Source organism: Shewanella sp. HL-SH8 (assembly GCF_051165765.1).
Lineage (GTDB): Bacteria > Pseudomonadota > Gammaproteobacteria > Enterobacterales > Shewanellaceae > Shewanella > Shewanella glacialimarina.
The window spans coordinates 948,475-969,404 of record NZ_CP195039.1; the positions used below are offsets into that span (position 1 = coordinate 948,475).

The following is a 20,930-nucleotide window of genomic DNA, read 5'->3' on the forward strand; positions in this document are numbered from 1 at the left end:
AGAATATTAGGAACTCAGCATGTGGCAAATTTTTAGTCGTTTTTTAGCATTAGGATTAATTAGTTTCGGTGGCCCAGCTGCACATATTGGTTATTTTAGAAAAACCTTTGTACAAGATTTAAATTGGCTGGATGATAAGCAATACGCCAGTTTTGTCGCATTGAGCCAGTTTATGCCAGGGCCTGGTTCAAGCCAAGTTGGCTTTGCGATTGGTTATCATAAAGGTGGATTGCCCGGGGCATTTGCAGCATTTTTAGGTTTTACACTTCCTTCATTTTTACTGCTATTTCTATTTGCTATATCCACTGCCAGTTGGTTGCAATTGGACATGGTTGCAGGTGCTATTCACGGTTTAAAATTACTTGCTGTTGTTGTAGTCGCTGATGCTACTCTGGGTATGTTTAAGCAATTTTGCCAACGTAAAACGGCGCAATGTTTAATGGTAGCCACTGTCGCGTGTATTTTATTATTTCCGGCATTATTAACACAAATCGTGGTATTAATTGTTGCGGCTATTATTGGTGCCTTAGTTCTGACTCGCGGTGAAAATACCTCCCCTGATACACCTGAAATAAAGTTGAATTTACTGTGGTTAGCTATTTTTGTTTTAGGGTTAATTGCTTCTTACTTTTTAGCATCTCAGCCCGATAGTCTTGGGCAAATTTTTGGACAGTTTTATCAAGTTGGCAGTTTAGTGTTTGGTGGTGGCCATGTTGTACTGCCGCTACTTGAGGCTAATGTTGGCGATCTTGTTACCCAAGATAGGTTTTTAACCGGCTATGCGCTAGCACAGGCTGTACCTGGGCCTATGTTTACTCTGGCGACGTTTCTTGGGGCTGATATTTGGCAAGAATCACCCATTTTAGGTGCACTTGTCGCCACCATCGCTATTTTCATCCCCGGATTTTTATTGATGTTAGTGGCATTAAATAGCTGGGGAGCCATTAGTCAACGTCCGGTTATCGCTGGTGGACTAGCTGGGGTGAATGCCGCAGTGGTAGGGTTACTGTTTGCCGCCTTGTATCAGCCTGTTTTTAGTAGTGGTGTGGCGAGTTCACTCGATATGGCATTGGTGGTAATTGGCTTTGGAGTATTAAAAATATTTAAGCCTAATATCGTGTTGCTTGTTGCCGGCTTTGCAGCTTTTGGCGCACTGTTAAGCTTGTTGTAACCTAGCATTTATACCCGTTTTATCAGGCTTTTATTACTACAGTAGAACGTGGTTCAGTGTTTGTCATGGCAAGCGTGTTGGGAAAGGTAGCCTTAAGCCTGCCAATGATTAACGATTCATTTTTTTTACAAATACCACCACGAATAATGCAATCGTAAAGCTACCCGTAAAGGCCTCGATTGCCGCAACCAATTTGGAGTAGCCAATGGGTGTAAAGTCGCCATAACCTAAGGTGGTAAAGGTAACAACTGAATAGTAAATGCAGTTTAGAAGCAGCTTAATATTTTGGCTAATGCTATTGTCGAAGTTGAATTGATGGATTTGTTCACCATAGCTAAGACCGGTGAAAAAGAAACACATTGCACAGATTGCAATCAGTGCCATAGAAAACCCTATCACTCGAAGAGGGGCTTCACCATAACCACACAATAGATCAATTGACTTAGATATCATGCGTTTTGATGACCACTTAGGCATCTGATGTCGTCGCATTATGAGCTCGTTACGCATAAAATGTCCGGCCATGGCAAATAAGCCTTCACGATCGGCAGCTTTACGTAAGTCACGATATATCTCTTCAGACTGTTGGTAATAATCCAAGGCAATTTCTAGTTCTCCCAACCTATCTGCTTTACGAGCCATACGTTCTTGCTTGATTTTCGTTCCCGTATAAATGTTTTCAATTTTGGCACCTTTCCATTTTACGCCTAATAGATTGGTGTTGGTTAGGTTGGCGCAATGCATATTGGCATCACGTAAATCGGCCTTCATTAAGCTAGCTTGTTCAAGGTTGACATTGAACATATGTGCGCCTTGAAGGTTAGCTCGATATAGCTCTGCATGACTCATATCAAAACCTGTTTTTGCATGATGTTTAACTAAGTCAACACCCGTTAAATTTGCCCGCTTTAAACTAATGCCGCGAAGCATTCCTCCGCTACGAGCAAAAGCTTCAAGCCTAGCTTTGTCGTCAGGCTTGTTTTTAATAATGCGTGGGTCATGCCAGTAACAAAGACCTGAAGGCTCTGCAGTTTCATGGCAGGAAAATCCTTCATCTTCGTGGTAGCAACAAGTTGGGTTATCTGAGTTCATTATTACAGTATAGCTAAGCTATAAAATCTTGATAAATTCAGTTGAAATATATTCGACTTAATTAACCCCACTTCGGTCTAGGTTTAGTGCCGCGCATGGGGTAAAATACGCCGTTAAACCTTTTGTTAACCGCTATTTTTTAAGTTGAAAATTCATGTTTGAAGTTAATCCGGTAAAATTCAAAATTAAGGAGCTGGCCGAGCGCACAGAACTTCTTAGGGGGTACCTTTGACTACGCTGCTAAAAGTGAGCGTTTAGAAGAGGTTAGCCAAGAGCTTGCAAGTTCAGAAGTATGGAGTGAACCTGAGCGTGCCCAGGCGTTAGGGAAAGAGCGTTCAGCCCTTGAAGCGGTTGTAAAAACCATTGATGATATGGATTCTGGCCTTGAAGATGTCGCTGGGTTATTGGAATTAGCCATTGAAGAAGACGATGAAGAAACCTTTAATGATGCCAGTAACGAAATTGCCGAACTTGAAAAGCGTCTAGCAGATCTAGAGTTTCGCCGTATGTTTGCTGGCAAAAATGATGCTGCAAGCTGTTATCTTGATATTCAATCAGGTTCAGGTGGAACAGAAGCACAAGATTGGGCCAATATGGTACTGCGTATGTATTTACGCTGGGGCGAAGCGCATAACTTTAGCCCAGAATTGATTGAAGTTACCGCTGGGGATGTGGCCGGTATTAAAGGCGCTACCATTAAGTTTACCGGAGAATATGCGTTTGGCTGGATGCGAACTGAAACGGGTGTACACCGTTTAGTGCGTAAGTCGCCTTTTGATTCATCAGGTAAGCGTCATACTTCTTTTTGCTCGGTATTTGTGTACCCTGAAATTGAAGATGATATTGAAATTGATATTAATCCTTCTGATTTACGTATTGATACTTACCGCGCATCAGGTGCGGGTGGTCAGCACGTTAACAAAACGGATTCTGCAGTACGTATTACCCATATTCCAACCAATACTGTGGTGCAGTGTCAAAATGACCGCTCACAGCATAAAAACCGTGATTCCGCTTTTAAACAATTAAAAGCTAAGTTGTACGAGTTGGAAATGTATAAGCAAAATGCTGATAAGCAAGCCGCTGAAGACGCTAAGTCTGATATTGGTTGGGGCAGTCAAATTCGTTCATACGTTTTAGATGACTCCCGCATTAAAGATTTACGTACCGGTGTTGAAAACCGAAATACCCAAACCGTTTTAGATGGCGATTTGGACAAGTTTATTGAAGCTAGCCTTAAATCTGGCCTTTAACGAGAGAAGAAGATGACTGAACACACTCAAGATGAAAATAAGTTAATTGCAGAACGTCGTGCAAAATTGGATCACATCCGCACGAATTGCCCAGCAAATGGTCACCCAAACAACTTCGATCGAAAACATAAGGCTGCCGATATTGAAGCTGAGTTCGGTCACCACACCAAAGAAGAACTAGAAGGCATGGGCATTCAACGCTCTATCGCTGGTCGTGTTATGGCTAAGCGCGGTCCTTTTTTAGTGATTCAAGATGTGAGCGGTCGTATCCAGGCTTATGCGGGTAAAGATGTTCAAAAAGATTTGAAAGAGACGTTTCAGGGGTTAGATATTGGTGACATTATTGGTGTTACCGGTCAACTTCACCTGTCAGGTAAAGGCGACTTATATGTCAACATGGAACAGTATCAGTTACTGACTAAAGCATTGCGTCCATTACCTGAAAAATTCCACGGTTTAACGGATCAAGAAACACGTTATCGTCAACGTTACGTTGATTTGATTGTCAATGAAGATTCACGTAATGCTTTTATTATGCGTTCTAAAGTGGTTTCAGCTATTCGTAACTTCATGATCAAAAAAGAGTTCATGGAAGTTGAAACACCAATGATGCATAGCATTCCAGGCGGTGCTTCAGCACGTCCTTTTGCCACGCACCATAATGCATTAGATATGGCGATGTACTTGCGTATCGCGCCTGAGCTTTACCTTAAGCGTTTAGTCGTAGGTGGTTTTGAGCGAGTATTCGAAATTAACCGCAACTTCCGTAACGAGGGTTTATCACCGCGTCATAACCCAGAATTCACTATGATGGAATTCTATATGGCATACGCTGATTTTAATGACCTTATGGACTTAACCGAAGAAATGCTAAGCTCTATCGCGACTGAACTTTGTGGTTCTCCACAACTTCCATACGGCGAGCATACTGTTGATTTTGGTGGCCCTTACGCACGTTTAAGCATGTTAGATGCGATTAAGAAATACAATCCAGACAATGCTACCATTCAGTCAATGACCTATGAAGAAGTTAAAGACGTTGAATTTATGCGTACCCTTGCCAAAAGCATTGGAATGAAAATTGAGAAGTTCTGGACTTGTGGTCAATTGTTAGAAGAAATTTTTGGCGAAACCGCCGAAACTCAGCTAATGCAACCTACGTTCATTACTGGTTATCCAGCGGACATTTCACCGTTAGCGCGTCGTAATGATGACAATCATTTTATTACTGACCGTTTCGAGTTCTTTATTGGCGGTCGTGAAGTCGCTAACGGTTTCTCTGAGCTTAACGATGCAGAAGACCAAGACAGTCGCTTTAAAGCGCAGGTTGATGCTAAAGATGCCGGTGATGATGAAGCAATGTTTTATGATGCAGATTACATTACAGCACTAGAGCACGGCTTACCGCCTACAGCGGGTCAGGGTATTGGTATCGACCGTTTGGTGATGTTATTTACTAACACCCATACCATTCGTGATGTGATTTTATTCCCAGCGATGCGCCCACAGGGCTAATCTCTGTAATAAGTGTTCAAAGCTTACATAGAAAAACCAGCCAATAGGCTGGTTTTTTATGTTTAGTAAGGTCACCTAATCAAATTATGAATAATAAAAATGGCCCTTGATGGGCCATTTTTATTAAGCGAACGATATTACGATTATTGGCTAATTAAGCCATTGTTAATCGCAATAACATCATCTTCATTCAAGGTGCCTGCAGCTTGCTTTAGTGCTACGATTGAATTGATGTAACCATAGCGTGCATCAGACAATTTACGCTTGGAATCGTACAAGTCACGGGTACGATTTAATACATCAACAATAGTACGGGTACCGACTTCAAAACCGGCTTGAGTTGCTTTTAGTGCACTTTCAGACGAGACCACTGATTGCTCATATGCTCTGATCGAACTAATAGAAGCATTGACGTTGTTAAAGTTGTTACGCACATCTTTAACGACACCACGATGAGTTTGTTCTAGTTTTTCACTGGCTTCAACATATTGATATTGTGCTTTCTTAACCTGTGAAGAAACTTTGAAGCCTTCGAAGATAGGTACACGTAAAGTAATACCAATATTAGCGTTGTCATAGTCAGGCGTAGGTTGTTGATCAAGTCCTTTAGTGTAACCCGCATCAAAATTTAGGGTCGGCATATGGCCAGCTTGATAAAGCTTAATTGTCTCACTAGCAATGTCTTTACCAATACGCTGTGCAAGTAATGATAAGCTGCTTGTTTCTGCCATTTTTAACCAGTCGCTAGAGCTAGCAGGTGCTGGAGTGCCCGCTGAAAAGCGGTTGGTGTCGAGAATGTTAATTGATTTATGGTCGATACCAGTGATTTCACGCAGAGCTTCATAACTATTGGCTAACGTGTTCTCAGCTAAAATCTCTTGTGCAGAAGCTAAATCGTATTGTGCCTGAGCTTCGTGTACGTCAGTAATCGCAGTTAAACCCACAGCAAAGCGCTGCTTAGTCTGTTCAAGTTGGCGTTCGATAGCCGCTTTTTCAGCGCCTTGGAATTCAAAGTTATCTTTAGCTGTTAATACGTTGAAATAAGCATTAGTCACGCGAATGATAAGCGACTGAAGAGCAGATGCATAAGACGCATCGGCTTGCGATGCAGCCATTTCAGCAAGGTCTAAACCAACCCATGCACTGTGATCGTATATTAACTGGCTTAGTTTTACACCACCGGTAAGTCCAGCCGGTTCAACTCTTGGTTCACCTTCATACTTATTCCATGCTTTGGAATAACCGACAGTTGCGCTGATTGTTGGCAGTAAAGGAGCGCGGTTTTCTTCAATGCTCTCGTATAATGCATCACGCTGAGCTTGTGCTTGCAATACAACTGGATCGCTGGTGAGAGCTTGTTGATAAATTTGCATTAAATCGTCAGCTTGTACAGTTGGCGCGAACACTGCAAACGATAACGCTGCGTATAGAGTACCCATTTTGAATTTCATTTTCTGCCCTTTTAGACAATGCTTAAATATTGTAGTTAAAGATATAACGAACTAATTATTAAACCTATCTATTATTGATGGCATTAGCCTGGATAGGTCGATTTCAGTACACTTAATCAAATGATTAAAGTGGCAAATACTGGCAGCCTTATCGCCATTTTAAACGCGATTGCGATAAAGCTTAAATTTTGTAAACACTATTAGTTTAGAAAAAGCATAACAAATGACGGTGTCTTAACGTATTTGCATTTGTGCAATATCACTTACAAAAAGTGATTTTTTTCTAAGCTTAAGTATCTTATAGTTGGCCAAAGTAAGCTTTTATTCAATAGACGTAAAATGCTACTTATCCGACTATTAAAAACTTATCGATTTAAGTCAACTTTGAAGTGTAACAGATTTTATTTCACACTAGGCAACCTCAACAATAATTCAATTCATTTCATCTTATTATGCGGTGAATACTTTCTTAACCATATATCCATTTAACATTGGGTTTTTTATGAAAAATACAATACCGACAGTAAATTTTGATGCCGACAATGACTTCGAACTCTTGTCTAAGCGAGTGCTCTACCAAGGTTTTTTTCGGTTAGACGAATATCGCTTTAAACATAAGTTGTTTGCAGGTGGCTGGAGTGGTGAAGTCACTCGAGAAGTATTTGAGCGCGGCAATGCCCGTCGTGGTATTGCCATATGATCCAATTCGAGATCAAGTCGTATTAATCGAACAGTTACGCGTGCCTGCATTAGCAACGACTAAATCAATCTGGCTTCTTGAGCTTGTGGCAGGTATGATCGAGCCCGGCGAAAAACCAGAACAAGTTGCGACAAGAGAGTTATTTGAAGAGTCAGGCTTGGTCGCTAGTCATATTGATTATATCAATAGTTATCTTGTTAGCCCCGGCGGTACAAGCGAGCGTTTTTACATGTACCTTGGGCGAGTCGATGCTAGCCAAGCAAATGGTATTCATGGACTTGATAGCGAAAATGAAGACATTAAAGTTCATGTGGTTAGCCGTGAGCAAGCTTATGATTGGGTGAAGTCCGGTCGAATAGATAATGCATCAACGGTTCTGGGTATACAGTGGTTAATGTTGAATTATCAGCAATACCAAAATCAAGTGGATTAGGTTAAAACAACTGGTTACATATTTGAGGTGAAGTGAATCAATTGGCACAGCTAAGTTCGCAAGATAAGAGTAGATATCAACCCAATGTCAGTGCTTTTTTAGCATTGTGCGGGCGAAATTATGCGCTGATTTTAAAATGGTTGCCAGACGTGATTGAAACCGACACATCTTGGGTAGTTGAAGGTGAGTTTGGTTCACTGGCTATTACATTGATTGAAAACACTCGATATACCCAATTAGTTGAGATCTCGCGAAGTTTACCCCATAGCTTATTTGTATCATCCCCGAAAGTGGTGGTGAGAATATATCATGATGCTCAATTAGCAGAAGTGTTAACTAGCCAACAGATTTTTAGTTTTAAACCGGTATATGATTATCCTAATATACACATGCATCAGGCAGATGAAAAATTTCAAGTGAATGCATTTTTAGAAGAACTACTTAAGATAGGTTGTCACAGCATTACTTTTTAGTGACTTGCTTGAAAACTATATATTTGGGAATTGTACGTGCTGAAACCAGCTGTTAAATACACTTTTGAGGAAAATCAATCGGTGCGATTGGTCCAGGTTACGGATCCGCATCTTTTTGCCGATCCTGAATCTCAGCTTTTAGGTGTAAACACAGCTAATAGCCTGCAAGCGGTTATTGATACTTTCATGGCTTCTTCTGCAACAGCTGACTTAGTGATCGCCTCTGGTGATATTAGCCAGGATTACTCAGCCACTTCTTATCATAATTTTGTTCGCCAAATATCATCCACCAAATTACCATGCCACTACTTACCTGGTAATCATGACGATCCTCGTATGATGGCGTTACATATGCAGGGTGACAATATTTTTGGTCAGCAACGGATTATTGCTGGCAAATGGCAAATCCTCATGTTGGATTCCACGGTGCGTGGTAAGCCTGGCGGATTTATGGGGGAAGAGCAGTTTTCGATCATTGATGCCGCAATTAATGCTGAGCCAGATAAACACGTATTACTGGCCATGCATCATAATCCTATTTTGATGCAATGCGGCTGGTTAGATCAACACTGTATGGCGAATGGCAGCGACTTTATCCAAAGAGTCAGTCAATACCCACAAGTCAAAGGTTTACTCTGGGGGCATGTGCATCAGCAAGTAAACCAGCACCACCAAGGCCCACATGGGGCAATCGCATTAATGGCGACCCCTTCTACCTGTATACAATTTAAGCCTTTATCCGATCATTTTGCTTTAGATGGCGTTCAACCGGGTTATCGTTTGCTGGAGCTGCTTTGCGATGGTAGCATTCACACTGAGGTTCATCGTGTTGCGGGCGATCATTTCACACCAGACAATGAAGCCAGCGGTTATTAACTTCTTTCGACACACTATTCAATAAGTTTTGTGAATGCGCGTTAATGTTAATTAACCGTTGCGTGAGGATATATGCTGCTTTATATACATGGTTTCAATAGTTCAAATCAGTCAGATAAAGCGCTGAAAACAGCAAAGTATATCAAGCAATATTATCCCGATTTATTATTTTTTCAGCCACAAGTGCCAACATCAATCCATGAAGCGATGGCATTATTAACTAAGATAACCGAACAAGCATTAGCCAATGGCCAGCCACTTCGATTTATCGGCTCATCCCTTGGTGGCTATTTCGCCAGTTTTTTAGCCGAAAAGTATGGTGGAAAAGCGGTATTAGTAAACCCTGCGGTAAAACCGTATGATTTATTTGAAGAGTTTTTAGGACCCCAATATAATCCCTATATTGACGAGCATTATCAGGTACTACCTGAAGATCGTATAGCCGTAGCGCAATATGATACAAATGTCATTAACCACCCCGATAGATTCTTGGTTTTGTTGCAAACTGGTGACGAAGTGTTAGATTATCGTCAGGCTGTGCACAAGTATCATTGCTGTGAATTACATCTAGAACCTAATGGCGACCACAGTTTTGTGGGATACGAGCAACAGCTTGATAAAATTTGTCGATTTCTTCAGCTGCCTTAATAATCAACACTCTGCTTTATAGCTGAGTGAATAACAACAATGTGTGGAATATGACTAATCAATATACATCAGATGCAATTGAAGTCCTTAATGGACTTGATCCGGTTAAACGCCGTCCAGGCATGTATACCGATACAACTCGTCCTAATCATTTAGGTCAAGAAGTCATCGATAACAGTGTCGATGAAGCACTTGCTGGACATGCATCAAAAATTGAAGTGACATTACACACTGATAACTCATTAGAAGTGACCGATGATGGCCGCGGTATGCCAGTCGACATTCACCCTGAAGAGGGTATTCCCGGGGTTGAGCTTATTCTCACCAAGCTGCATGCGGGTGGTAAATTTTCCAATAAGAACTATCAATTCTCGGGCGGTTTACATGGAGTGGGTATTTCTGTTGTTAATGCTCTTTCTACGCGGGTTCAGATAACCGTTCGTCGTGACGCTCAAATCTATGAAATGGCCTTTGAAAATGGCTTCAAAGTCGAAGAGTTAACGGTAACAGGGACTTGTGGTCGCCGTAATACTGGCACCAGCGTTCATTTCTGGCCAGATAGTAGCTATTTTGATTCTGCCAACTTTTCAACCACTAAGCTTATTTATATTCTACGAGCCAAAGCAGTATTGTGCCCAGGGCTTAGAATTAAATTCACCAATAAACACAACGGTGAAGTCCACGAATGGTTTTATGAAAGTGGTTTAACAGATTATTTAAAAGAAGCCGTTAAAGATTCGGTTTTATTGCCAGAAGAGCCTTTTGTCGGCAGTTTTAAGGGCGATTTAGAAGCCGCAGAATGGGCTATTACCTGGCTACCTGAAGGTGGCGAAAGCTTAACAGAAAGTTATGTAAACTTAATCCCTACCCCATTAGGGGGCACCCATGTTAACGGCTTTAGACAAGGTCTATTAGAGTCGATGCGTGAGTTCTGTGAGTTTCGCAATTTAGTTCCCCGTGGTATTAAGCTGTCACCTGAAGATATTTGGGATAAAGCGGCGTTTATTGTATCAATCAAAATGCAAGACCCTCAATTTGCCGGGCAAACTAAAGAGAAACTCTCTAGCCGTCAAAGTTCTGCATTTGTATCGGGCATTGTGCGTGATGCATTTTCATTATGGCTGAATTCTAATACCGATCTTGCTGAACAATTAGCTGAATTATGTATTAGCAACGCTCAGCGTCGCCTTAAAGCCGCTAAAAAAGTGGCCCGTAAAAAAGTCACTTCAGGGCCGGCGTTACCGGGGAAGTTAACCGACTGTTCGGGTCAAGACCCTATGCGCGGCGAGCTATTTTTAGTGGAAGGTGACTCTGCTGGTGGCAGTGCCAAACAGGCGCGAGACCGTGAGTTTCAAGCGATTATGCCGCTGCGGGGTAAAATTTTAAATACCTGGGAAGTGGATTCAGCTCAAGTATTGGCTTCTCAAGAAGTACATGATATTTCTGTCGCGATAGGCTGCGATCCTGATAGCGCTAATATCGATGAATTACGTTATGGTAAAATTTGTATTCTTGCCGATGCTGACTCGGATGGTTTACATATTGCCACCTTACTTTGCGCATTGTTTTTAAAGCATTACCGAGTGTTAGTCGAAAAAGGCCACGTGTATATTGCCATGCCGCCTTTATTTCGTATCGATTTAGGTAAAGAAGTTTTTTATGCCTTAGATGAAGCAGAAAAAACCGGTATTTTAGATCGTATTATCGCTGAAAAGAAAAAAGGTAAAGTTCAAGTCACTCGATTTAAAGGTCTAGGTGAAATGAACCCATTACAATTACGCGAAACAACCATGGACCCTAATACCCGTCGCTTAGTGCAGCTCACCATAGGTGATGATGATGGCACTGATGCATTAATGGATATGCTGCTTGCCAAAAAACGTTCATCTGATAGAAAGAGTTGGTTAGAAACCAAAGGTGACTTAGCTCAGGTTTAAGTGTTGCTTATACCATAAGCTGTCATTTTAGTGTCATAAGCTGTCATTTTTGCACCATAAGTTGACACGGCTTCATTTGTGGCATAGCTTTGAAGAAACTTTCAGGGTTATGTCCTTATGTTTAAAAAGCCGAAACGCCGTGTAGTAAGAAAGTTAATGTCTAAAAGCGTTAATGTCTTTAATGGGCGTAAGTCTTTAGATAAAATTACTCACTTAGAAAGTCCACTAGAAGCTGATTTCTGCTATCACTTAGAATTTGACCAAAACATTAAGAGTTACCAAGCACAGCCTTTGTCATTTCTGTATCATTTTGAGGGTGCAGCCCATCGTTACACCCCCGACTTTGAAGTTGTATATCAAGATGGAAGCATTAGCTATTTTGAAATTAAGTTTGATGCTGACATTTTACGTATGAATGATTTTACACAATGGGAAGAGGCTATACGTAAAGCTGCGCTTAAAAATGGCAAAGATTTCATAGTATTAACTGAGTCCTTTATAAGAAAAAAGCCATTATATGAAAACCTGTTAAATACATGGTCAGCAACAAATATCGACATAGATAAAGACTTCCTCATACATTTAATCCAACAACTTGATGATAGAAAGCAAGCCCCAATCCATGAATTAATTTTAGATACATCTTCTGACTATCAATTTGAACAGATTTATCGCCTGATTTTTGAAAAGAGATTATTAACATCTTTACAAAATGAGCTCCTTTCAAAATCTTCAATGGTCGAACTGTAGTGGTCAAGTAAAATTGGCCACGGTTTTAGAGTCATTCCAATATAAACGTTCTGACTCATTTGGCGTTAACCCACCATTATATTGATGGGGTCTAGTTTCACTGTAATATCCAGTGATGTAATTTGTGATCGCTTTGTCTGCTTCTGTAAAACTCCCATAGCCACTAGCGGGTACCCATTCAGATTTCAAACTTCTAAAGAAACGCTCCATTGGTGCGTTATCCCAACAATTCCCGCGACGACTCATACTTTGCTCAATCTGAAGACGCCATAATAACTGCCTAAATTTCAAGCTAGTATAATGCGAGCCCTGATCACTGTGATAAATCACATTCTCAGGTTTACCCCTTAACTCAAACGCCATATTCAAGGCTTTGCACGTCAGTTCACTATCTGGCGATAATGACAAAGCCCATCCCACAGGTTTGCGGGAAAATAAATCTAGAACAACCGCTAAATATGCCCAACGATTACCGACCCAAACATACGTCACGCCGCCACACCACACTTGATCTGGTTGGGTAACAGCAAACTGTCGATTAAGCGTATTAGGGATAGCTACATGTTCTTGTGTTGCTTTCCTATAAGCATGCTTAGGCTGCTGACAACTGACTAACCCAAGCTTTATCATGAGATTACGAGCTCGATAACGACTAAGTTTAATCCCTTTGTTAGTCACTAATTGCGCTATCGTTCGGGCACCGGCAGAGCCATTACTAATACGATGCGCGGTCTTCACTTCACTGCATAAAATTGTAAAATCAGCATCAATATGCTCTTTTCTTTTTAGCCAATATTTATAGCTACTTCGATGCACTTTGAATGCATTACAAATTGTAAGAATAGAGTGGCTCTGCTTGAGTTGGCTGATTAGCGCAAATTGTTCATCGAGTCTGACATCAAGAGAGCGGTAGCCTTTTTTAGGATAAGATTATGCTCCTCAATACGTGCTATGTGTTTCTTCAACTCACGAATTTCAATTTGTTCAGGGGTAATGGGAGAGGCTTTGGGAGTGCCACCCTGGCGTTCTAGTTTTAACTGTCTCACCCATTTGTCCATGGTTGATTTACCCACGTTCATCGCCTTTGCAGCTTCGATGATGCTATGGTTTTTATCTAGGACTAATTGGGCTGCTTCAAGTTTGAATTCAGCACTAAATGTTTTTCTGGTTATCGATCTCATGTGTTCACCTAAAGTCATGTACGAGGTAATAATATCACCTCTATTTAGGTGGCCAAAATAACTATGCCACTACACTCTGAAGAGGCTTGAATTGATGTCGTTGAAGATCTAACTCTGTATGAAATTAGGGGTGTATAGATAAGTTTTTATATCTTGGTATATTGTTTGCCGTCACAATAGTTAACAACGTTTGCATTATCAGTTATGTTACACTTATCTTGCGCAACACAATGTGCGGTCTTTTTATTTGCGCTTAATTATTTTGTGACACTATATGGTGTTATTTTTTGTTTTTATGACAGATTATGGTGTGATTTGTGGTTTTTTGAGTCACTAAAAGATTACTGTGTTTTAATATGGTTCCATAATAATATGTAGGTCTACAAAGCTATTGAACCGGTTTATCTTAGAAAACGATGATGGTCACTTTTATGACAGCTTATGCAGTAATCAACATTAAGCTGTTGCTTTATTGAGAAAGTATACTGAGACCATTGATTAAATGGGTTTTTGACCGCCAATAATAAAAATTAGAGGCAAATGAATAATTACATGTTGTATATCAAATCGAAATCATTCGAGCTCAATTGGCAATGGGCGGCAAAAGCTTGTGCATTATTTGGTTTTAGCACAATGCTTGTTAGCCAAGTTCATGCCGCTCAATCTGTAATGATTACTGTGACCAAAGGTTTTGGCCTATCTTTATATGCCTCCGATTTAGGCGATATTAAACAAATGGCATTAGGTGAACATGGCACCTTATTTGTTGGTTCGCAAAAAAATGGCACCATTTACGCATTGGTCGATAATGATCAAGATGGCCAGGTAGATAAACGATATGTTATCGCCAGAGGGCTTGAAAACCCTGACGCTCTAGCATTTTATAAAGGCGATCTTTATGTCAGTGAAGAAGACAGAATTATCAAATATGAAGAGATTGAAGATCGTTTACGCCGCCCATCACGTGCTAAAGAAGTCTACTCAAATCTACCTGACCTAGAGAAACGCTATAGCCGCGCGATGCGTTTTGGCCCAGATGGACGATTATATGTAGCCTTAGGTATGCCCTGTAATGTGTGTGAAGCACCAGCTCCCTATGGCAGTGTGCTAGCCATTAATGTGCAAACCGGTGCTAGTGAGCAAGTTGCCTTAGGTATTCGCAGTGTAACGGGTTTTGATTGGGAACCTGGCACTAACCAAATGTGGTTTGCGGATTTAGGTCGCAACTGGATGGGCGACAATTTACCCGCCGATGAGATTAATCGACTGGACATAAAAGGCACTCATTTTGGCTTTCCCTACATACATGCAAGTGATGTCAAAGAACCCGCATATGATAAGCCAACCAATTTAAAAATTACTCCACCTGTTTTTGAATTACCGGCTCATGTAGCCCCAACCGGATTACATTTTTATACCGGCACTCAGTTTCCAGAGCGTTATCAACAGCAGTTATTTGTGGCTGAAAATGGTTCATGGAACCGTTCAAGTAAAGTGGGCTATCAAATAGTGATGCTGGCACTAGATAACAGCAAGCCGAAAACAACTATTGCACACCGGGAAACCGTAGTGAGCTTTTTAGACGGAGAGTTTCCCGTCGCCCGACCATTTGATTTGCTAACCGCACCAGATGGCGCAATTTATATTTCAGATGACTTAAAGGGCAATATATACCGTTTGTTCTATAAAGCCACTGATCCAATACAGGAAAGCACAGATGAGTGATGCGATTGAATTAAGCCTAGATGGCGTTGAGCAAATGCCTTTACGCCGATTCACCGAAGAGGCTTATTTAAATTATTCAATGTACGTGATCATGGATCGTGCATTGCCGCATATTGGTGATGGTTTAAAGCCAGTACAGCGTCGTATCATCTATGCCATGAGCGAACTTGGCCTTAATGCGCAATCTAAGCCTAAAAAGTCCGCTCGTACTGTCGGTGATGTGTTAGGTAAATATCATCCCCATGGTGACAGCGCGTGTTATGAAGCTATGGTATTAATGGCACAGCCTTTCTCATATCGTTATCCGCTAGTAAAAGGTCAAGGTAACTGGGGTGCCCCAGATGATCCTAAATCGTTTGCGGCGATGCGTTATACCGAAGCGACTCTGTCCAAGTTTTCAGAAGTATTATTGTCAGAGTTAGCCCAAGGCACTGTAGAGTGGGGCGTTAACTTTGACGGCACCATGAAAGAGCCTAAAACATTACCTGCTCGACTACCGCATATTTTATTAAACGGCATCACCGGTATTGCAGTCGGTATGGCAACCGATATTCCACCGCATAATGTGCGTGAATTAGTCTCTGCCTGTGTCGAGTTATTAGACAACCCTAAAACCGATTTAGCACGTTTAATGGAACTGGTCCCTGGGCCAGATTATCCAACCGAAGCAGAAATTATTACCCCAAGTGCTGATATTGCCAAAATTTACGAAACCGGTCGTGGCTCAATTAAAATGCGCGCGGTGTACAGTATTGATAATCATGAAATTATCATCACATCATTACCGCACCAAGCGGGTAGTGGCAAAATTCTAGAGCAAATTGCCTTGCAAATGCAGGCCAAAAAGCTGCCAATGGTAAGTGATTTACGTGACGAATCTGATCATGAAAATCCAGTGAGGTTAGTCGTTGTGCCGCGCTCAAATCGAGTTGATTGCGACCAATTAATGACCCATCTATTTGCTACAACGGATTTAGAGAAAAGCTTTCGGATTAACTTAAACGTGCTTGGACTTGATGGTCGCCCGCAGGTGAAAGGCCTGCTGACCATGTTAACTGAATGGCTAGAGTACCGCGTGTCTACGGTGACCCGTCGTTTACAATTCCGTTTAGACAAAGTGATTGCACGTCTGCATATTCTTGAAGCCTTGATGGTCGCGTTTTTAAACATCGATGAAGTGATTGAAATTATTCGCTTTCATGATGATCCTAAAGCGGAGTTAATGGCTCGTTTTAACTTAAGTGACAAGCAAGCTGAATCCATTTTAGAGTTAAAACTACGTCACCTTGGCAAGCTAGAAGAATTTAAAATCAAAGCTGAGCAAGATGAGCTAATGGCCGAGCGTGACAAGCTAGAACTGATTTTAAGTTCAGATCGCCGCTTAAAAACCTTAGTCAAAAAAGAGCTAATTCAAGATGGTGAAACATTTGGTGACGATCGTCGCTCGCCAATTATTCAGCGTAAAGAATCAAAGGCATTAACCGAACAAGAACTTATTCCTACAGAAGCTGTTACGGTTGTATTGTCTGATAAAGGTTGGGTACGTTGTGCTAAAGGCCATGATGTTGACCCACAAAGCTTAAGCTATAAAGCGGGTGACAGTTATTTGTGCAGCGCCATAGGCAAAAGTAATCAAGCGGCAGTATTTGTCGACTCATCAGGTCGTGCATTTGCCACCGACAGCCATACTTTACCATCGGCTAGAAGCCAGGGCGAACCGATCACGACTCGCTTTAATATGGCGCCTGGCGCTGTGATGCGGCATGTCATTATGGGTGAGGACGAACAATGTTATCTATTAGCCAGTGATGCGGGTTATGGCTTTATTGGTGCTTACTCAGACATGGTCAGCCGTAATAAAGCGGGTAAGGCTTTGTTATCTTTACCAGCTAATGCGCAGGTGCTAACACCTAAGCTTATTACTAAAGGTGCTGATGATGCTTTATTAGCCATCACCAGTGAAGGGCGTATGCTGATGTTCAGTTTAGATGCCTTGCCACAATTATCTAAAGGTAAGGGCAATAAAATTATTGGTATTCCAACCGAGCGTGCCAAAAATCGTGAAGAATTATTGATGCACTTAAACGTAGTACCAAGTGGGGCAGCGGTGACCCTGTGGGCCGGTAAGCGTAAACTCACCCTTAAAGCCAGTGATTTAGAGCATTACCGCGGCGAGCGTGGCCGGCGTGGCGCTAAACTGCCAAGAGGCTTGCAGCGAGTAGACAGCGTTGAAATTGAAGCTATGGGTACTGCCAGTGATAATAACGTAATTGATAAGCTGGACATTGAAGAGTAATTTATCGAATCAAAGTCAGCAGTTAAATACTGACTCGCTATACAATGTTTAATGCAAAAAAGCTCACGTCGTTAACGTGAGCTTTTTTGTTAATTTATGATAATTTTCAGTGAGAGGGAGTAAAAATTCAGCCAAAATGCTTGTTATAGATAAGTATAGATATCAGGCGATTTTAACTATTTTTTCCGCACTACCGTGGTGGCCATCACGCTTCCAATCTACATCTAATAGCTCTGCGCCTGACAAACTAAATGCCTGACCAAACCCTTTAACATATAAACCCTGGTGTGGATTGAGTTTAAATAGATTGAAGTCGGTTAGCACTGCTAAATTATCAATCATCTCGCCAAAACGTGCAGATAATGCCGCCACACCTTTAGTAAATGCTTCATTGTCACGGGTAACTATTTCAGCAGTTGCATCGAAAGTTAAGCGTTTTCGGGCAAATACGCTTTTACACTCTGACTCATCCTCAACTAACATCACCGACAGTTTTTGACTGACTTTTAAATTAGTGCCATGGCGAGCCATTTCACTCACTAAAATATAAAAGCCATCATCAGCGAGGGCAAATGGCGCATAACTAGCATTGGGTACGCCATTGGCATCTTGGGTGGCAAGTTGTAGGCTTAAACGTTGCCCTTTAAATTCCTCAATTTCTGGTAGTAGCTTTTCTCGTAAACGTTGATCTTTATCTGCCGACATCAGGATTTCCTTTACTGTATTGATACGTTTTCTTATCGTTTTATCACTGAGCTGCACAGCGAGTGCAGCTCAAATAAGTGCTTTAAACTTCGGTTAACACGTTGTCTTTTAATGCCTGAAAACGTGCAACTTGATCGCTTAGCAATACGCGTTGTTGATCTCGGCCTAAATACACTTTGAAAATAACTTCGCCTTGCTGACCAAAAAAGTTAATTGAATGACTTTCTGACCCTCTAAATGGCTTGCTGATAAGTGCAATTGTACTCACATCGTCTAATTTTAAATGGCCGTGTAAACCATCACCTTTGGTGATTAAGTTGTAGTACCCATGCGCGTATTTTCCTTTTGGAAATGGCCCTTTAAATTCAAAAATACTGCCTGATATCGAGATTATCGTCGTCATCGGCCCCCATTCTGGTAGTGAGGTCAGTAAGGTATCTTTTTCAGTGAGCGGCAATAAAGCCAACTGCTCTGCTGGTAAAGCCAGTACCACTTCAAGTTCGGTGACGGTTAATTCAGCTGCCACTTGTGCAGGCATAGCAGCAGGGTTATCACTTAAATACTGCTTAATTTTTTCAACGGTTGTTGCCATGGAATAGCTCCAATGTGTTCGTTAATGTGTGAGATATCATCATTAGAATGAATAACGTGCAGCTAATTTAAAATTACGGCCTTGTTCGTACAAGGTTTGCCATGCCTGGCGATATTCTTCATCGCCGATATTTTCAATGGCGAAGTCGACACGTAAACCTTCGAAGGTGCCCATCGCTGGCTCCCAAGCTACGTAGACATCCCATAGGGTGTATGAGTCATATTGTTGCTTGTTGGCTGTGGGTAATTGATCTTGTTCTGCAACGTAATTAACACGTGTGCCTAATTTCATATCGCCTTCCATGATAGATTGCGATAAATCAAAGCTGATTTTTTTAGCTGGAATATTTGATAAATATTGATCAGTGGTTTTATCTTTGCCTTCTGTTTGACCGTAGTTAACCGCTAAACGAGTTTGTTGGTAGCGATAACGAGTGCTGAACTCAAATCCCGTTAATTTGGCTTCATCAACGTTATCCCAAGAGGTTGTTTGCTCAAGCCCTGGAATACCATGAAGTGGGTTAGACACTGTTTGCTCGATAAAGTCATCCACATCATTACGGAACACGCTTAAGGTCATCGCTAATTCATCATCACCCGCTAAGTTAGCAAAGCGCATGTCGGCCTTAATCTCTTTGTTTTGTGCTTTTTCAGCACGTAAATTTGGATTGATTTGGAAGGTATTGCATAAGCCATTAGGTAAGAATCTTGGAATGGACGGAATACAATAATGTGAACCTGTTGAATACATTTCTTCCATGCTTGGGGCACGAAATGCTTCATCATATCGTGCACTTAAGGTGAGCCATTTGGTGGTGTCCCACATTAGGCCAAGGGAAGGGCTTAATGCATTGTCATCAGACGACAGGTTTAAGTTATTACTTTGATTTTTAAAGGTGTCATAACGTACAGCGGCATCTAAAGCTAAGTTGTCGGTTAATGCGATATCGGCTTTGGTAAAGGCGCCCCAAACTGACGTTTCACCATCAATACTATCAGGACGTTGACCCACTTGATTATAGTCGTCACGGACAGTATTAATCTTGTCTTGATAACCATCAACACCATAGGTCAGTACTGTAGAAGCAAACGTTGAGCTGTTATTTAAACTAAAGCCTATGGTTTCAAATTCAGTAGTATCGAATTGACCTTTAGTCACGCGATCCTCGTCAAAGCGAGTATTGTTCCAATAAACGGCGCTATGAAGATCAAGTAATAAGTTGTCAGTGGGATTGACTGTGTAGGCCACAGTGACATTTTGATCTTGGGTATTACGTTGGACGAGTGGCACCGAACTGCCGACATTAGTCGAGGGATTACTTGGGACTAATTCGTCGTTATCAGAAAGTCGTGCTGAAAATTGCAGACGTTGAGCATCGGTGAGTTGCCAACCTAATTTGGCTAAGCCACTTGTGGATTCTGCTGCACTGTTTTCAAGGGCTTGGTCATTGCCTATTTTGATGTTGTTACTGTCGTGATAGCTGCCACTTAATAGCCAATCAATTTGATCCGCTAAACCGTAAATGGTGCCACTGGTTTTAATTTTATCACCATTATTTTCAAAGCCTTGCTTAATGTAGCCACCAAACTTGTCGTCTTGCTCTAAAAAGTCCTGAGCTGATTTAGTATTTTGCGCCACAACGCCGCCAATTGCGCCGCTTCCCCATAAGCTGCTGGCTGGACCACGTATCACTTCAATTGAGCTGAGTAACTCAGGGTCCATAAAGTAGCTACCACGATGACCAGAGTTAGTGTTCTGACGCGCGCCATCAATAGTTTGTAACACTCGTTGACCACTTAATCCCCGAATTTCAACACCTTGAGATGAAGCGCGAGGGCCATTGGTAACGGTAACGTTAGCTTGGTTTTTCAGTGCATCAGCAACAGAAGATGGTTGCGACTCTTGTATATTATCTTCGCTTATCACCACTACGCTGCGGCTAGTATCGGAGACTTTTTCGTGAATACGCGTTGCGGTAACCAATACTTCATCAAACTCAGTAACAGTCTTATTTTCGTGTGCATATGCGGTGGTACTGAAAACCATTGCCATTGCTACCACGAGTGGCTTTTTGGTCATTGTTAAATCCTTAAAGTCATAAACTTGAAATATTGTTGAGTACGCGGTGCAAT

At 41.5% G+C, this 20,930-nt stretch carries 16 protein-coding genes and 1 pseudogene; 11 read left to right on the forward strand and 6 right to left on the reverse strand.

Annotated features, from left to right (window positions below):
- Positions 1-19: 19 nt before the first annotated feature.
- Positions 20-1,171 carry a chromate efflux transporter gene (gene chrA / locus ACRWQN_RS04310; RefSeq protein ID WP_434939883.1) on the forward strand — a complete coding sequence of 384 codons (1,152 nt, stop codon included), beginning with the start codon at positions 20-22 and terminating at the stop codon, positions 1,169-1,171.
- 108 nt (positions 1,172-1,279) lie between these two features.
- Here the strand turns inward: chrA and ACRWQN_RS04315 are convergent, their stop codons facing one another.
- Complete coding sequence (locus tag ACRWQN_RS04315) at positions 1,280-2,263, reverse strand: pentapeptide repeat-containing protein (protein ID WP_434939884.1); 984 nt, start codon at positions 2,261-2,263, stop codon at positions 1,280-1,282.
- 154 nt (positions 2,264-2,417) lie between these two features.
- Here ACRWQN_RS04315 and prfB point away from each other — a divergent pair.
- Both prfB and lysS read left to right on the forward strand, forming a co-directional pair.
- A protein-coding gene (gene prfB / locus ACRWQN_RS04320; RefSeq protein ID WP_434928203.1) for a peptide chain release factor 2 occupies positions 2,418-3,516 on the forward strand; the annotation gives its coding sequence in 2 pieces (ribosomal slippage) (positions 2,418-2,492 and positions 2,494-3,516; 1,098 coding nt in all).
- A gap of 12 nt (positions 3,517-3,528) precedes the next feature.
- Positions 3,529-5,031: a lysine--tRNA ligase gene (gene lysS / locus ACRWQN_RS04325; protein WP_235086544.1), complete on the forward strand. Its 1,503-nt coding sequence runs from the start codon at positions 3,529-3,531 to the stop codon at positions 5,029-5,031.
- Positions 5,032-5,174: 143 nt separating this feature from the next.
- Here the strand turns inward: lysS and tolC are convergent, their stop codons facing one another.
- On the reverse strand, positions 5,175-6,482 hold the full coding sequence (gene tolC / locus ACRWQN_RS04330; RefSeq protein WP_434928205.1) for an outer membrane channel protein TolC: 1,308 nt from the start codon (positions 6,480-6,482) through the stop codon (positions 5,175-5,177).
- 502 nt (positions 6,483-6,984) lie between these two features.
- On the opposite strand from tolC, the pseudogene nudF reads away from it, so the two are divergent.
- The 6 genes and pseudogenes from nudF to ACRWQN_RS04360 all read left to right on the forward strand — a co-directional run bounded on the left by nudF (position 6,985) and on the right by ACRWQN_RS04360 (position 12,299).
- Positions 6,985-7,615 (forward strand): annotated as a pseudogene (gene nudF / locus ACRWQN_RS04335) (ADP-ribose diphosphatase).
- Between the two features lie 41 nt (positions 7,616-7,656).
- Positions 7,657-8,088: a DUF1249 domain-containing protein gene (locus tag ACRWQN_RS04340; RefSeq protein WP_434928933.1), complete on the forward strand. Its 432-nt coding sequence runs from the start codon at positions 7,657-7,659 to the stop codon at positions 8,086-8,088.
- Between the two features lie 36 nt (positions 8,089-8,124).
- Positions 8,125-8,964: a 3',5'-cyclic-AMP phosphodiesterase gene (gene cpdA, locus ACRWQN_RS04345; RefSeq protein WP_226411296.1), complete on the forward strand. Its 840-nt coding sequence runs from the start codon at positions 8,125-8,127 to the stop codon at positions 8,962-8,964.
- Positions 8,965-9,036: 72 nt separating this feature from the next.
- A complete protein-coding gene (locus ACRWQN_RS04350; RefSeq protein ID WP_434939885.1) occupies positions 9,037-9,612 on the forward strand; it encodes a YqiA/YcfP family alpha/beta fold hydrolase in 576 nt (191 codons plus the stop codon).
- 50 nt (positions 9,613-9,662) lie between these two features.
- Positions 9,663-11,549, forward strand: a complete 1,887-nt coding sequence (parE, locus tag ACRWQN_RS04355; protein ID WP_434928208.1) for a DNA topoisomerase IV subunit B — start codon at positions 9,663-9,665, stop codon at positions 11,547-11,549.
- Positions 11,550-11,666: 117 nt separating this feature from the next.
- The gene (locus ACRWQN_RS04360) at positions 11,667-12,299 is read left to right on the forward strand and encodes a Tn7 transposase TnsA N-terminal domain-containing protein (RefSeq protein WP_434939886.1); all 633 of its coding nucleotides are present in this window, start codon (positions 11,667-11,669) and stop codon (positions 12,297-12,299) included.
- A gap of 3 nt (positions 12,300-12,302) precedes the next feature.
- Here ACRWQN_RS04360 and ACRWQN_RS04365 read toward each other — a convergent pair.
- Positions 12,303-13,480 (reverse strand): IS3 family transposase gene (locus tag ACRWQN_RS04365; protein WP_434938752.1). Its coding sequence is split into 2 segments (ribosomal slippage): positions 12,303-13,222 and positions 13,222-13,480, totalling 1,179 coding nucleotides; the frame shifts between segments, so codons are not numbered across the junction.
- Between the two features lie 552 nt (positions 13,481-14,032).
- Here ACRWQN_RS04365 and ACRWQN_RS04370 point away from each other — a divergent pair.
- Together ACRWQN_RS04370 and parC are read left to right on the forward strand one after the other, a co-directional pair.
- Positions 14,033-15,205: a PQQ-dependent sugar dehydrogenase gene (locus ACRWQN_RS04370; protein WP_434939887.1), complete on the forward strand. Its 1,173-nt coding sequence runs from the start codon at positions 14,033-14,035 to the stop codon at positions 15,203-15,205.
- Entirely contained in the window at positions 15,198-17,501 is a 2,304-nt protein-coding gene (gene parC / locus ACRWQN_RS04375; protein WP_434939888.1) for a DNA topoisomerase IV subunit A, read from the forward strand. Before ACRWQN_RS04370 ends, parC begins: the two co-directional genes overlap by 8 nt.
- A gap of 162 nt (positions 17,502-17,663) precedes the next feature.
- Here the strand turns inward: parC and hutZ are convergent, their stop codons facing one another.
- The 3 genes from hutZ to ACRWQN_RS04390 all read right to left on the reverse strand — a co-directional run bounded on the left by hutZ (position 17,664) and on the right by ACRWQN_RS04390 (position 20,877).
- Complete coding sequence (gene hutZ / locus ACRWQN_RS04380; protein ID WP_434939889.1) at positions 17,664-18,206, reverse strand: heme utilization protein HutZ; 543 nt, start codon at positions 18,204-18,206, stop codon at positions 17,664-17,666.
- An 82-nt stretch (positions 18,207-18,288) separates the two neighbouring features.
- Positions 18,289-18,798, reverse strand: a complete 510-nt coding sequence (gene hutX / locus ACRWQN_RS04385; protein ID WP_434939890.1) for a heme utilization cystosolic carrier protein HutX — start codon at positions 18,796-18,798, stop codon at positions 18,289-18,291.
- 42 nt (positions 18,799-18,840) lie between these two features.
- Entirely contained in the window at positions 18,841-20,877 is a 2,037-nt protein-coding gene (locus tag ACRWQN_RS04390; protein WP_434939891.1) for a TonB-dependent hemoglobin/transferrin/lactoferrin family receptor, read from the reverse strand.
- Between the last annotated feature and the right edge of the window lie 53 nt (positions 20,878-20,930).

What these genes read in the sequence shown, in the direction of transcription:
- hutZ (WP_434939889.1), bottom strand. Translation starts at nt 18,206, where the DNA reads ATGTCGGCAGATAAAGATCAACGTTTACGAGAAAAGCTACTACCAGAA.
- ACRWQN_RS04390 (WP_434939891.1), bottom strand. Translation starts at nt 20,877, where the DNA reads ATGACCAAAAAGCCACTCGTGGTAGCAATGGCAATGGTTTTCAGTACC.
- tolC (WP_434928205.1), bottom strand. Translation starts at nt 6,482, where the DNA reads ATGAAATTCAAAATGGGTACTCTATACGCAGCGTTATCGTTTGCAGTG.
- ACRWQN_RS04360 (WP_434939886.1), top strand. Translation starts at nt 11,667, where the DNA reads ATGTTTAAAAAGCCGAAACGCCGTGTAGTAAGAAAGTTAATGTCTAAA.
- ACRWQN_RS04315 (WP_434939884.1), bottom strand. Translation starts at nt 2,263, where the DNA reads ATGAACTCAGATAACCCAACTTGTTGCTACCACGAAGATGAAGGATTT.
- hutX (WP_434939890.1), bottom strand. Translation starts at nt 18,798, where the DNA reads ATGGCAACAACCGTTGAAAAAATTAAGCAGTATTTAAGTGATAACCCT.
- lysS (WP_235086544.1), top strand. Translation starts at nt 3,529, where the DNA reads ATGACTGAACACACTCAAGATGAAAATAAGTTAATTGCAGAACGTCGT.
- ACRWQN_RS04370 (WP_434939887.1), top strand. Translation starts at nt 14,033, where the DNA reads ATGTTGTATATCAAATCGAAATCATTCGAGCTCAATTGGCAATGGGCG.
- chrA (WP_434939883.1), top strand. Translation starts at nt 20, where the DNA reads ATGTGGCAAATTTTTAGTCGTTTTTTAGCATTAGGATTAATTAGTTTC.
- parC (WP_434939888.1), top strand. Translation starts at nt 15,198, where the DNA reads ATGAGTGATGCGATTGAATTAAGCCTAGATGGCGTTGAGCAAATGCCT.
- parE (WP_434928208.1), top strand. Translation starts at nt 9,663, where the DNA reads ATGACTAATCAATATACATCAGATGCAATTGAAGTCCTTAATGGACTT.
- ACRWQN_RS04350 (WP_434939885.1), top strand. Translation starts at nt 9,037, where the DNA reads ATGCTGCTTTATATACATGGTTTCAATAGTTCAAATCAGTCAGATAAA.